We start from the raw sequence: 13,967 nt of genomic DNA, 5'->3' as shown, positions 1-13,967 counted from the left end.
TCCTTTTAATTTTTCCATATTTTTAAAGGATTTTAGTTAACTCGTATCAGTTGATTACTAATCTATCGGGGAATGGTACCAGCATTTCCCGATTTTTTTATTTTCTTCACATCTATTTCATTGGCTGTTGTTTTTTTATGTTAGTCTAATTTTCGGGTTTGTTTATTATAACTTCATTTCCATCTACTTCAAAATAGAAGGGAATAATCTCGCTGAGCGACGCCATGACTTCCCCTATGGTCTCAATATCATAGCTGGCCGTAAACACCTTATCGTTTAAGGTTGGATAATTATTTGTAATGGAAATATTATAGTGCCGTTGTAGTTTGGGAATTATTTGGGCAAAGGGCGTGCGTTTTAGCACCAATCTCCCATGGATCCAAGAAGTGTGAATCTCCGTATCCACAGCTTCCATGGCCATGGTATTGTTGGACTTGTCCCAAGTAGCCATGTGACCGGGCTCCAATAGTGTGGGGTCCGTAGTCGGATTGTCCGCATTGGAAAGACCTACAGATCCCGAGACCAGTACCGTGTTTATTTCCCTGTCCTCAGGATACGCTTTTACGTTAAAGGTGGTGCCCAGTACGGTTACCACCAAATCATTACTACTAACCCTAAAAGGACGCTCGGCATCCTCGGTTACTTCAAAAAAGGCCTCACCGGTCAAAAATACCTCTCTGTCCGCTCCTTCCATGAATTTAACAGGATACTTTATGGAAGAGCCTGAATTGAGATGTACCCGGGTCCCATCGGAAAGCTGAATGCCAAATCGTTTGGCATAGGGTACGGTTAAGGTATTGTAAACCAGCTTTTCTATGGTTGCCGAGTTGGAATACGCCAAGTTGGATCCCTTTTTGGTAACCACCAAGTTTCCCTCCTTATCCTTAATTTGGGAAGACCCATCTTCAGATAAGACTTTTACCTCCCCATTTTCCAGTTGTAATGTAATTGCGTTTTTATCGGGTTGTGATAACATATTTTCAGGCGTTTGGACAGAGTTGTGCAAATACCAGAAAGCCAAACCGAGCAGACCAACAAAAATAGCCGCATATCTAAGAACCGCTCTTGTCCAAAGTGTCCTTTTTTGTGACACTTTATCGGGCCCCACTTTTTGAAGTATTTTGTCCCAGGCAGTGACTTCGTCCAAATTTTCCAATTCGCTGATGTCCTTACCTGATTTCTGAATTGAAGATATCCGGTCAAAGATTTCCTTATTTTCATGAGACGCGTGCAACCAGGAATCAAATTCTTTAGCTTCGGTCTCCGAAAGGTTTGTGGTCAGTTTTTTTACAATTAGTTTAGTTATTTCCATAGATGGTTTTCATAGCCTATACTATAAAGACACGGAAAAACGTAAAAAGGGTGATGTTAAAATTGAAAAAAGTTAAAAAAAGGCTACCGTAAATGCGAAATTAACAACAATAACAGAAACAATTGTGTGTCCTGTAGCTCCACGCGAAGGATTTTGTAGGCCTTTTTCATGTGCGATTTAACCGTGTTTACGGAGATGTTCAGGGTTTCGGCCGCGGTACTATACTTTTTACCTTCCAGGGCACAGAGCTCAAATACCCTCTTGCATTGCAGAGGTAGGTTTTCTATGGCAATCTTGATTTCCTCATCATGGTCAATCCGTTGCGGACTTTCATATTGGGGGAGTTTCAGTACTTTCTCGGAGATAGGCTCCAGCTTTTTTGATTGCCTAATTTTATTGAGGCTGGCATTTCTGACCGATTTTTTCACATACCCTTCCATATTTAGTATGTTATGATCTTGCCGTCTTAGTAGGGAAATAAATACATCCTGTACAATATCCTCGGCTTCATCAAGATCGGAAACAAAGCTATAGGCAATTAAACAAAGCTCTTGATAATGCCTTTTAAACAGCTTCTCTACCCTAACCAGCCACTGATGATCCATATACATTAATTCAAAAACCTAATTCACATCAACCCCTAATGTTATGAATAAAAAAACGATTTTGCGCATTTGAAATTACTTTTAACACAGAATCGCTGGTTCCAAATCCAAGTAAGGCCAAGATACGAAATAATCCAGTTTTTTTTGATCACGGAACTGGGTAGAGTTCAAATTTTGGTTTTTATAAAAGGGTTTTTGGAGATACTATTTTCACCGTTTGAAGTAAACCTAAACCCTATAAATATTGGGATTACCAAGACCTTATTACTTCTCGGTTTTTCAATGGGACAGCTTTAATTTATCCGGATACCCCCAAATATTCATACATTGCACAACTATCCCTTTTGGAGATTCGAAGATTTACGTTGTTGGATTTGCTGGCAAAACGGATTGCTACGGGAATAGCCAAACAAATACATAGATTCAATGAACTTCTAATACTATCAGTCATGCATATTAAAAAGAAATATACCGCCCTTGAAATGGCACTATGGACCCGATTTGAAACTCTTCTTTTTCTTCTGATAATAGTGGTTTGGGTGGCCATATATTACTTTTTTGATTTGGGCTGGATAAAGATTCCCTGGACCCCTTTGGCCCTGATCGGTACGGCCGTGGCCTTCGTTATTGGATTTCAGAATAATTCGGCTTACGGAAGAATTTGGGAGGCACGCAAAATTTGGGGAGGCATTGTCAACACCTCGAGAACCTTTGGTATGTTCGTGCAGGACATGGTATCGAACGAAAACGCCCCATCTCCCTTGGCCGAAAATGAGCTACACCGTGAAATAAAGGTTCTGACATATCGCCATATCGCTTGGATGAACGCCTTGCGGCATGCCATGCGTATGCCCAGACCGTGGGAAACCAGTATAGGCCACAGGACCAATCAAGAATGGAACGTGCGGCCACCCGAGCTGGATTGCGATCTGGTAGATGATTTAAAGCCTTATATTTCAGAAAGGGATCTGGCTTATGTAATGGATAAGAACAACAAGCAGACTGCTTTATTGTACTTGCAGTCCCATCACTTAAGAAAGCTCAAGGAGCAAGGAGTACTATGGGAGTTCTCCTTTTTGGAACTCGAGGCCATACTTCAGGAATTGTTTACACTTCAGGGTAAAAGTGAACGTATCAAAAATTTTCCGTATCCTAGACAATTCGCTACCCTAAATCATTTTTTTATGTGGATTTTTATTTTACTCCTTCCTTTGGCCATGGTACCACAATTCATTGAGATTGGCAATGGTTTTTTGAATGCCCATCCCTTGGTAAGTGATTTGTTCGCTTGGTTGTCCATCCCTTTCTATATCATCGTAGCCTGGATATTCCATACGATGGAAAGAATTGGGCGAACGGGTGAGAATCCATTTGAAGGAACCGCAAACGATGTCCCCATTTCAACAATTGCCAGAGGTATTGAAATTGACCTACGACAGAACTTGGGAGAGCCGGACGAAAAAATTCCGGACCAATTCCCCGTTAAGCACGATACACAATTCTAATATATGCACTGAAGAAAACCAAGTATACACTCTCAAATTTTGACCCATGTAATGTGATTCATTCCTAAACATTCCAACATATGACCAAAAGAACCTTGTTTATAGCCTTTGTCGTCTCCCTAGGAGGATTTTTATTTGGCTTTGATGCCGGTATTATCTCGGGCGTCATGTCCTATGCCGGTCCCGAATTTGATTTAAACGATGCCCAGACCGGTTGGGCGGTAAGTTCGCCTTCTTTTTCCGCAATGATTGCCATGCTGATCTCCGGCCGGTTAAGTGATAGGGTCGGGAGAAAAAAGATATTGATCATAGTAGCCTTTTTATATGCCGTTTCGGCACTTTTTTCCGCTTATGCACTATCCTATGAAATGCTGTATATTGCACGTATGATAGGTGGTTTGGCCTTTGGGGCCGCCCTGATATTGGCACCCACCTATATTGCCGAGATTTCTAATGCAGAAAACCGTGGAAAGTTGGTTTCCATTCAGCAATTGAATATCGTTCTCGGTTTTTTTGCCGCATTTTTAAGTAATTATTACTTCAATAAAGTTTACAGTTCGGGGGATTCGTTTCTTACGGAAGGCACGGTTTGGCGATGGATGTTAGGTGTTGAGTTGGTGCCGGCCCTGCTCTATTTTTTATTTATGTTCTTTGTCCCCAGGAGTCCACGTTGGTTGTATATGCGAGGCAAGGTCGCGGATGCCAACCGGGTTTTAAGGCAGTTGCACGGGGATGAAAATGCCAAGGAAGAGATCAATTCGATTGAAAAGAGCATTCGTGATCAAAAAAGCACGGTAAAGGTATCCATTGGGGAATTGGTAAAGCCCACCTTGCGCTTTATCTTTTTGGTGGGTCTTACCATAGGAATTCTGCAGCAATTTACCGGTATAAATGCGATATACTTTTATGCCACATCCATCTTTAAGCAAACGGGTATTGGTACGGATGCGGCCTTTACTTCAGGAGTTTTTCTCAGTTTTACCACAGTGGTTTTCACTATTGTTGCCATGTTTTTGATCGATAGGCTTGGAAGAAGGCCCTTATTACTTTTTGGTATGGCAGGTATTGCGATTAGTATGCTTCTATGTGCTTATGGATTCAACAACGCCACCTACGAACTGAAATCCACGGAAATTGCGCAGCTCGAAAATATTGATAAAGATGCTTTGGCCCAATTTGCCGACAAAAAATTCGAAAACGATGTCGATTTCAAAAATGCCATGAAATCGGCTTTGGGAACTCAGGTTTATGCAAAAAATGAAGGCACCTTGATTGAAGCGGCTACTGAAATGAATGCTACCTTGATCTTGATAGGAATTTTGGGATTTATTGCCTGTTTCGCTTTTTCCCTAGGTCCCGTAATGTGGGTCCTGCTGTCGGAAATGTACCCTAACAAATACAGAGGTTTGGCCATAGGGGTAATTGGTTTCGTAAATAGTTTTGCCAGTTGGTTGGTGCAGCAAGTGTTTCCTTGGGAACTATCCAACTTAGGCAATGCCCTAAGCTTTTTCATTTTTGGTATGATAGCCGTTATCGGATTCTTTGTGCTATTTAGAATATTGCCGGAAACCAAGGGAAAGTCTTTGGAACAGCTGGAAAAGGAATTGATAGGACGATGAATTATATACAAAATCCGATATTACGGGGATTCAACCCAGATCCCTCCATTTGTAGGGTAGGCGAGGACTATTATATTGCCACATCTACCTTTGAATGGTTTCCAGGCGTGCAGATCCATCATTCCAGGGACCTCAAAAACTGGAAGCTGATTGCCCGACCGTTGAATCGTCTTTCTCAGTTGGATATGCGGGGTAACCCGGATTCCTGTGGGGTATGGGCACCATGTCTCTCCTATGATAAAGGTACTTTTTATCTGGTGTACTCCAATGTACGGTCTTTTGATAGTATTTGGAAGGATACTCCCAATTATCTGGTAACGACAAAGGACGTTACCGGCGACTGGAGCGAACCGATTTATTTGTCTTCGCGCGGTTTTGACGGTTCTCTCTTTCACGATACCGATGGAAAAAAGTGGTTCCTCAGCATGTTGGTCGATCATCGTGGCGGTAAATTTTTTGGAGGGATAGAAATGCAGGAATATGACCCGGTGGGCCAAAAGCTGATAGGTGAAGTGCATTACCTTACGGAGGGCACGGCTTTGGGTCTTTCCGAGGGCCCCCATCTGTACTGGAAAGATGGATATTACTATCTTATATTGGCAGAAGGAGGTACGGAGTATGGTCATGCCATGAGCATTGGGCGTAGTAGTGATATTTTTGGTCCATATGAATTTCACCCTGAAAATCCCTTTGTATCCGCAGCCGCTAAGAAGAACCACCCGCTACAGAAGTGTGGACATGGGGATTTGGTACAGACCCAAAACGGCGACTGGTTTACCGTTTTTTTGGTAGGGCGACCTTTGACGACTCATGGCAATTGCATTTTGGGACGGGAGACAGCTATTGAAGAAGTCATTTGGAAAGAAGGCTGGCCTTATTTAAAGGGAGGAAGTCGAGTGCCCCGTTTGGAAATCTCTTGTCCCGATTTACCCCAATTCCTTCACGAAACAACTTCCATAAGAATCAGTTTTGATCAAAAGGAAATCCCTATGGATTTTCAATCCCTACGTATACCGATTGCCGAAAGTTGGTGTAGCCTTATGGACAGAAGAGGGTTTTTAAGATTGTATGGCAAGGAATCTTTAACTTCCTTGCATCAACAAAGTCTACTCGCAAGAAGAATCCAGGATTTTCATGTTCGTGTAACGACTTCTATTGATTTTCATCCCGATCATATGCTACATATGGCCGGTCTGGTATTCTATTACAATACCGGTCATTACCATTATGCCTGTATTACCTCCAATTATGAGGGAACCCGGAAGTACTTGTGTGTTATTACTTCGGATAATTTCAAAATGAGCTTTCAAGAGGAATTGGTGGATGTCACAAATCAGGAATCGATTGTGTTACGCGGCGAAATGGATCGGGATAAGCTGCAGTTTTTTTTCGGACTTGGGGAAGACAAATTTGAAAAATTAGGCGTTGAACTGGATGCGAGTATCTTGTCGGACGACTATGTAAGGGAGGGTAGCAATCGGTATCGTCCTGCCTTTACGGGAAGCTTTGTCGGTATTTGTTGTCAAGACCTTGCCAGGAATACCCATCATGCCGATTTTGAGTGGTTCGAGTATAAAGAAATCAACTAAAGAAAATGAAAATAGGAATTATAGGTTGCTTGACCCTACTACTGGCATGTGGCGAAAAGCAACAAAGGAAGATGGATGCTATGCCATTGGAAACTGAAAAAAAACAGGTCCGAAAGCGGGCCAAATTTGAACCCAAGGATGGTGAGGTACTGCTCTTTGTGGGGCAAGAGCTTGAAGCCGTTGGCGGTTTGGATGAATATAGCGATGGTTATTTGGATCATTTTGATAGGCCGGCCGGTTGGACCACTTATACCAATATTAACCCCGGTGAAAATTCTTTTGGCCGCGTTATGGAAGGGCTGGATGGCCTATATGAAACCCATGATTGGGGGGATAACGATTACAATGCTACATTGCAATTGAACGACCCAGATTATGCGAACATGGCCTTGGCCATTGGACTACAGTTCGTGAATCATGAAGAGAAGGTTGCCGATGGCACGCACGATGCGTACATTGACCGATTGGCCGATTTTCTTTTATCCCTTGGGAAACGACCGGTTTTTTTGCGTATAGCCTATGAATTTGATGGCGAACCATGGAACCATTATGATAAGGAAAGTACCATAAAGGCCTACAAAAGAATTGTAGATAGGTGCAGGGCAAAGGGCGTTACCAACACGGCATACGTATGGCAATCCACAGGTTTCATGTCTCCCAATGCCGGTGATTTGGAATCATGGTACCCGGGGGATGACTATGTGGACTGGTTGGGCTTTTCATTTTTCAATCGGTGGGCGGACCAAAAAATGATTCCTTTCGCAAGGAAAAAAGGAAAACCCGTTTTTATAGCGGAAGCCTCACCAACCATTTCGGATGTTGATGCCAAGACTACGGGAAACACCCTGGAAACACAATTGGATAATCCCCAGCAGGCCGAAGAGGCTTGGCAAAAATGGTTTATCCCTTTTTTTAAGACTATTGATGATAATCCGGATGTAGTAAAAGCGGTACACTATATCAATTGTCACTGGGATTCGCACCCTATGTGGTATGAAAATCCAACGTTTAAAAGAATTGATGCCCGCCTTCACTTAAGTGATTCCATAAGTAAGCGATGGAAGGCGGTTACTGCCCAGCCCAAGTATATCAAATCCTCCCAGGATTTATATGATAATCTGTATATGGGCAATTAAGGATTTTAATATCTTCGCCCTACTTTTTAGGGCAAAAATGGGTGGAAAAGCCTATTTACCTTGCTGCTAACCATTACCTAGATATCTGTTCGCTTCTTTGGCCAGGATCAGATTGCTTTTTATCCCCAGTTTTTTATGGATATTCTTTCTGTGGGTGTCCACGGTGAATCGGCTTAGGTTTAATTCTTGGGCCATTTGCTGACTGGTTTTTCCCTCGGAAAGAAGGGTTAATATTTGTCGCTCCCTTCGGGTAAGCTTCAAGTCCTTGTTTTGCCTTTCTAGGGCCGTCCACTTCTCATGGATTCCCTTGAACTTCGGACTAAAATAATGCATCCCCCTGGAAACGGCATGTATAGCTTCCAACAGTTCCTCCTTCTCGGCATTCTTTATAAGGTAGCCCTTGGCTCCGGCATCCAGCATTTCAACAACATCATCTTCTTGGTCGTACATACTTAAGGCTATAATCGATATCCTTGGGTATTTTTTTTGGAAGAGTTTGGCAATGGCAATACCATCCATAACCGGCATTCGGATATCGGTAAGGATAATTTTCGGGTCAAGACTTTCCATAAGCTCCAGTAATTCGAGGCCGTTGGTCGCTGTGCCGATGACATCGATACCCAGTTCGTTCTTTAAAATGGATTCCAGCCCATTCAAGAACAATTTGTGATCGTCCACCAGAATTACCTTCACGCTCATATCGGGACATTTAAGATGATAGTGGTGCCGTTACCGGGTTTTGAATCGATAGTAAGTGCGCCACCAATTTTTTGTATTCGGTTTCCCATGTTTTTCAGACCGACGCCAGAATCCGTTTTTTGGGTATCGAAACCTATGCCGTCATCCTCATATACCACATTAAGGGTGTTATCCTCTTCTGAAAATTGGATGTTTACGTTTTTGGCCTTGGCATGTTTTATGGTATTGGTGAGCAGCTCCTGAATAATCCTAAAAAGTTGTAGTTCGATGAAGTTCTGAATCTTCTTTTTAAAATCGATATTGGTAACCTCAACTTGAAGTCTTTCCGTTGATTTCAATCGGTCGGCCACCCGATTGACCGCGGGGATAAGCCCCTTTTCTATCATGGCCGATGCATTCCTTTGATGCGAAATATGACGCACATCGTTATAGGATTCGTCCAAAACGGCCTTTATTTTATCATACAAGGCCTGATCGTTTTTTTTGATATCCTCAACGAATAACTTTAGGGCCGAAAGTTTTCCGCCTAGGCTGTCGTGCAGGTCTTCGGCTATACGCTGCCGTTCTTTTTCCTGCCCCTCGATCATGGCATCGATTCCTATCAATTCTTGCTCCTTGAGTAGTTTTTCAACTTTTTGACTTTCCAATTCCTGCAATTGCTCGGCAATGATTCTTCTTTTTCTTATGTTTTTCACATAGGCATAGGTTAGGACACCACCGATGAACAGCAGGGCAAAGGCCGCATACATCAGGTTTCTACTTTGCCTTCTTTTAATGTTGGTCTGTAGATTGCTATGCTGTAGGTTTAGGATTTCTTTTTCCTTTTTTTCAGTTTCGTATTTGGTCGAGATCTCGGCAATGGCCTTTTGATTTTCTACCTTCAGAATACTGTCGTTTAGGGCGTTTTTCTTTTCTTCAAAGAACAGAGCAGTCTTGTAATCCCTTAATTGTCGATGGGCATCTGCCAAGTTGTTGTATGTAGTACTTGCGTTGGACCCTTTGCCATACTGTAGAGCGGTTTCCAAATAAGGGATGGCTTTTTGTGCATTTCCTTTTTTTAGTTGTAGATAGCCCAGATTGTTGTACAAAGTCCCGATTCCGTCATTGCTCTTGGTCTCCTTCCGAAGGCTAAGCGCCCTCGTTAAATAGTTTTCGGACTGGGGGTAATCGGTTTCTAGGTACATATTGCCCAGGTTGTTGTAAATTCTGGCCAGAGAGAATAGATCGTTACGTTCCTTTGCCAGGGCTTCCGCTTGTAAAAAATAGGATTTGGCCTTTAGGGTATCCCCTAATTTTAAAAATTCACCGGCAAGGTTTGGTAATGTAACGGCCTTGAAAGGAAGCATATTTTTTTGGGTAAAGATGGCCAGTGCGCGCTCACCATAGGCGATGGCCTTTTTGGAGTCCCCCAGTTCACCAAATGCAGAGGATACGTTGCTATAACATTTGGCCATATTTACGCTGTCGCCTTTCTTTTCAAAATACTGCGCACTTTGAATCAAGGTGGCCACTGCGTTTTTATAGTCCCCTTTTCTAAGATGTACGGCGCCAAGGCTAATTTTAACCGACGCGGCCTGGTCTTGGTAGTCCAGTCCATTGAGCAGATGAACGGACTCCATGAAATGATAGGACGCGGAATCCAACTGATTTTGATAGAAGTAGGCCCTGCCCAACTGGTTATGCGCCTCACTTTTTAAGGAGTCGTTGTCAAAAAGTAATGTTTTTTCTGCAAACTTTTTGCTTTCCGTAATGTCCGTACGTTCAAACATTTTCGATAGAAGTATTTGCAATTTGGCTTTTTCCTTTTTAGAATCGGACTGCTGCAAAATGGCTAAGAGGCTGTCTATCTGGGCTTTCTGACCAAAAACCTGAATCGGCATAAATAGGCATAGAAGAACGGTAATGATGTACAGTTGCTTGGTGGTCATTACTTTAAAGTTATCAAATTTTTGCTTTACAAGCTATCCTATTTTTTGACCGGTCGAATATTTCAACCCCTTTTTTAGTTACAGTTGATGCGGCAAAGGTGTCCTTTATCGGGTGCAGCTAGAACAGGCCGCACATGAGGATGCCACCTCCGATTCAAGCTTTCGTGAATAGGACTGTATTTCTGAATAAAAAACACGGGTATCACCCGCCTGGTACATTCTTGATTTTAGATTTTTAAGATAGGTGTTACCAAGGCAATTTGAGGCCGCTATGTGATTTAGGGCATAGTCTATGGTCTTATCCATCCAATCCCAGGGGTAGCCCTCATAGGCACCAAGCTCCAGACTGTTAACCAGTTTGCCCAGACCAAGGAGGCTATGGCAGTTTATGCTATTTGAAGTAGGCCTTTTAGCTTCACCAAAAACATAGTAGATGCGATGTCCGGCAATGGAGAATGCAATTGCGGTTAATTTTGCTGGCTTCTTGGGCTGATAGGTAAAGTTATATGTATTTGAGAGCTGGCTGGGCTGCCAGTCGAAAACCCCGGAACTACCACCGGATCTACTTGTGAGAGTGATATTGCCATTATAGGTGTACTCCGGATAGCTCGGTATCTTCAGCACGTTGTTGGATCCCAAAACGTCGGCTATACCCCATTTATAACCGCAGGGAGTGCGGCAACTTGCACATTGAAGGGTAACTCCAAAGGTCTCACCAGGTTGGAGCAAACTTAAATCTTTTGAAAATGTCCATCTAATTTCGTAAGATCCTATACAACCTGAACGATACGTTCGATTAAAAACCGCGGTCCCGCCATTTTTATTGGCACTTACTTCGATATAGGGTTCATTTTTTTTCTCATGTACTACATCAATAAACCCAATGGATTGCCCAACGGAAAAAATGGGCCATAAAAGAATTACTAAAGTTTTTCTCATGATTGTTGGTTTTTAAGGTTAGATCAAACCTACCTCCCTTTTGATATGGAACAAATACCTAGCATTAGGTATTTTATTTGGATTGGGGAGTGTATAGTTTGGACCCGAAAACAAAACCAATACCCATGATTTTTAAAAAACTATCGATTTTCATTACCCTCGCCAGTCTATTTAGTAGTAGTATCTGTTTTTCCCAAGACCCAAATGCACCCATTTGGGGCATTTATGCATCCGGGGTGGGGGATAGGTTGTCCAACTGTATGGATCCCTGTTGGGTGACCTATACGGTAGCCCTTACCACGGACCCGAACATTGTCGCCAATTTGGGATACGGCACTATGGGCGCCATATCCACCAATATTACCTGGCGAGAGGCCACTGCCCTTCAAAGAAGATATGGTAGGTATTATGATGATGAGCCGGACGGAATCTACAAATGCACACCTTGCGAAGTTCCCAGACCCGATCTTTCTTGTGCTTGGTCTTCCTCTTACGGCAGCATTCACTGGGGTAAGGGCTATTATGGAAAAAGTACCAATACCATTTCCGGTAAGCTGTTTCAGGAAGGAGGTGCGTGGGTATATAGGGGAACCTGGGGCAGGACAAACAGTTCGCGATCAGGAAAGGTAGAATTTAAATTTACATCGGCCAGTTCATTTACCGGCTTTTGGACGGAGAATGGAAGTACAAGAAAGGCAAGCTGGTCCGGATCGGGAAACTGTAATTGATTAAAGAGAGCAGGAATGAAAAAAATAAAATCGTATATACTACTTCTAATACTGGTTCCCTTGACCAATTGTGATGCGTTGGAGGAATTGGTGGAACAGGAATTTGAAGAGTCCATAACATTTGATGGAGAACTGGAAGTCGTGGAAAAATCTCCGGTTGCGTCCATAGATGATGACATTGATGTGGCAACCGATGCTGGCGTGTATCGGATAACTTCGGATCCGGACATAGCATCCTTAATTGAGGATGATAATGCCGAAATAACGAAAATAAAGATCAATGAGATCCGATATACCTACAAAGATTTTGAAGGTAACGAGGAAGCAGTGGTCGTTCAGGCCGGTTTTTCGATTGTCACGGGCAATTTGGCCGCGCTGAACTCTTTTTTGGAAAATGGTATAGCCATTGCGGATGCCGATCAAAGAAATATCCAGTTTACCCATCGAGATGATTTTAGTACAATTGAGAAAGCTCTTTTGGGTAGCCCAAATGGTACCATTATATTTCAATATTTTGGAAGGATTTCAAGAAACCCTGTGGACTTTAAGGTGGCCATCCGGGTTGATGTGACCGTAACCATAAAGGCGAAAATCTAGTAGGAACTATCGGTAATCGAATCAAAAAAAATCCCCTAAACTACCACATCCTAAAGTTAACCCATATTCGGTTAACTGTTTTCCGCTGAAGTGGATTTTAGAAATTCAGAAGGTGTAGTGCCCGAGAGCTTTTTAAACACCTTATTGAAAGTGTTTTTATTGCTGAAACCGGAATCATAGGCTATCGCCAATATGGTAAGATGGCGATATTCCGGATTAGCCAATCGAGATTTGACCTCCTTAAAACGATATTCGTTGAGGAACTCATAAAAGCTCTTTCCCAATGCAACGTTCAATACTTGGGATACCAAATACTTGGGCCGGTTGAGTTTTTTGGAAAGTTGGGAAAGGGAAAGGTCATGATCTAAATAAGGCTTTTCATTCTCCATGTAAACCAGGATTTCCGAAAGATGTCTCTTTAAATCGGATTCCAAAAGACTTGAGCTTTGGTATTTTTCCCTGGCCGTATCCAGGAAAACCTCGGTAAAGGCCTTGTTGTTCTTAATGGCTAGGACCACCAAGGTATGAATGGCTAGGGCGCAACAAAACATGGTGAGATAATATGCCCTAATATCTATAAATCCTTTTTGAAAGTACCAGAGCAGGGCCAAAAAATCTATCATCCAAAAGACTAGAAATCCTATAACGAATCTCTTGAGCCACATTAATTTGGTTTTATAAGCCTTATCCAAGTCTTTACTGAATTTTTTGGAGAGCAATTGCAATGTCACAATTCCATAAATTAAGCACTGTAGAATCTGCGCTACGGTAAATACTTGGGTTCCCATATCAAAAGCTTGACCATCGGAGCGGATTTGATTTTGAATTAAGGTAATTTTTCCGTCACCCGTGAGTATAAAAAATGGGAGCATGTATATAACTGCCAGTAGAAAGGGCAGGGTATGTAATAAATCGGAGAGCTTCAATATAAAACGAGCACTTAAGATAGATTTTATATAATACAGGAACAGAGGCCCTATTAGAAAAAGGAAAGGGAGGCTCAAGTGGGTAAAATGGGGAATCATGGTGTACAGGGTGGAGTTAATGACCAAGTAGTTGAGCAAGTTTAGCGAGAGAATGACGATAAGTGATACCAAGAAGTATTTGGATTTTTTCTTGGAAACCCCGGTTGCAAGCAAAATACTGAGAAACAAGCCCTGTAAAAGCCCAAAAAGGAGAAGCGCCGACCAGGCGTCAAAAGTGATATCGGTTGGGTGCCCCATACTCAAAAATACATCTTCAAAATACAAATGTAACGTCTTCGTATACATTGCTTAAGGTGGGCCCATAAAATGGGTCACGCTCAATCT

Annotated in this window: 12 protein-coding genes; 6 read left to right on the top strand and 6 right to left on the bottom strand. The window is 42.4% G+C overall.

Annotated elements, in window-relative coordinates; all coding sequences use genetic code 11:
* Positions 1–145: 145 nt before the first annotated feature.
* Together Q0993_RS05515 and Q0993_RS05510 are read right to left on the bottom strand one after the other, a co-directional pair.
* The gene (locus Q0993_RS05515; protein WP_299530521.1) at positions 146–1,312 is read right to left on the bottom strand and encodes a FecR family protein; all 1,167 of its coding nucleotides are present in this window, start codon (positions 1,310–1,312) and stop codon (positions 146–148) included.
* A gap of 83 nt (positions 1,313–1,395) precedes the next feature.
* Entirely contained in the window at positions 1,396–1,917 is a 522-nt protein-coding gene (locus tag Q0993_RS05510) for a sigma-70 family RNA polymerase sigma factor (protein WP_299530518.1), read from the bottom strand.
* A 449-nt stretch (positions 1,918–2,366) separates the two neighbouring features.
* Here Q0993_RS05510 and Q0993_RS05505 point away from each other — a divergent pair, with 449 nt between their 5' ends.
* From Q0993_RS05505 to Q0993_RS05490, 4 genes are all read left to right on the top strand, one after another.
* Positions 2,367–3,422 (top strand): bestrophin family protein, encoded by a 1,056-nt coding sequence (locus tag Q0993_RS05505; RefSeq protein WP_299530516.1) that lies wholly within the window; start codon positions 2,367–2,369, stop codon positions 3,420–3,422.
* Positions 3,423–3,502: 80 nt separating this feature from the next.
* Positions 3,503–5,041, top strand: coding sequence for a sugar porter family MFS transporter (locus Q0993_RS05500; protein WP_299530514.1), 1,539 nt, complete (start codon positions 3,503–3,505; stop codon positions 5,039–5,041).
* Entirely contained in the window at positions 5,038–6,630 is a 1,593-nt protein-coding gene (locus tag Q0993_RS05495) for a glycoside hydrolase family 43 protein (RefSeq protein ID WP_299530512.1), read from the top strand. The genes Q0993_RS05500 and Q0993_RS05495 overlap by 4 nt, the downstream gene beginning before the upstream one ends.
* A 5-nt stretch (positions 6,631–6,635) precedes the next feature.
* Positions 6,636–7,766, top strand: a complete 1,131-nt coding sequence (locus Q0993_RS05490) for a glycoside hydrolase family 26 protein (RefSeq protein ID WP_299530509.1) — start codon at positions 6,636–6,638, stop codon at positions 7,764–7,766.
* A 66-nt stretch (positions 7,767–7,832) separates the two neighbouring features.
* Here Q0993_RS05490 and Q0993_RS05485 read toward each other — a convergent pair whose 3' ends face one another.
* From Q0993_RS05485 to Q0993_RS05475, 3 genes are all read right to left on the bottom strand, one after another.
* Positions 7,833–8,465: a response regulator transcription factor gene (locus Q0993_RS05485; RefSeq protein WP_299530507.1), complete on the bottom strand. Its 633-nt coding sequence runs from the start codon at positions 8,463–8,465 to the stop codon at positions 7,833–7,835.
* Positions 8,462–10,393: a tetratricopeptide repeat protein gene (locus Q0993_RS05480; RefSeq protein ID WP_299530505.1), complete on the bottom strand. Its 1,932-nt coding sequence runs from the start codon at positions 10,391–10,393 to the stop codon at positions 8,462–8,464. The genes Q0993_RS05485 and Q0993_RS05480 overlap by 4 nt, the downstream gene beginning before the upstream one ends.
* A 105-nt stretch (positions 10,394–10,498) precedes the next feature.
* Positions 10,499–11,332, bottom strand: coding sequence for a hypothetical protein (locus tag Q0993_RS05475; RefSeq protein WP_299530503.1), 834 nt, complete (start codon positions 11,330–11,332; stop codon positions 10,499–10,501).
* 125 nt (positions 11,333–11,457) lie between these two features.
* Between Q0993_RS05475 and Q0993_RS05470 the strand changes: the two genes are divergently transcribed.
* Both Q0993_RS05470 and Q0993_RS05465 read left to right on the top strand, forming a co-directional pair.
* Positions 11,458–12,060, top strand: a complete 603-nt coding sequence (locus Q0993_RS05470; RefSeq protein ID WP_299530501.1) for a hypothetical protein — start codon at positions 11,458–11,460, stop codon at positions 12,058–12,060.
* 15 nt (positions 12,061–12,075) lie between these two features.
* Positions 12,076–12,657, top strand: coding sequence for a hypothetical protein (locus Q0993_RS05465; protein ID WP_299530499.1), 582 nt, complete (start codon positions 12,076–12,078; stop codon positions 12,655–12,657).
* Between the two features lie 71 nt (positions 12,658–12,728).
* Here the strand turns inward: Q0993_RS05465 and Q0993_RS05460 are convergent, their stop codons facing one another.
* A complete protein-coding gene (locus Q0993_RS05460) occupies positions 12,729–13,928 on the bottom strand; it encodes an AraC family transcriptional regulator (RefSeq protein WP_299530497.1) in 1,200 nt (399 codons plus the stop codon).
* Positions 13,929–13,967: the final 39 nt, after the last annotated feature.

The organism is Ulvibacterium sp. (assembly GCF_028285715.1).
In the GTDB taxonomy this organism is placed as follows: Bacteria; Bacteroidota; Bacteroidia; order Flavobacteriales; family Flavobacteriaceae; genus Ulvibacterium.
This window is presented reverse-complemented; position numbering and strand designations above follow the sequence as displayed.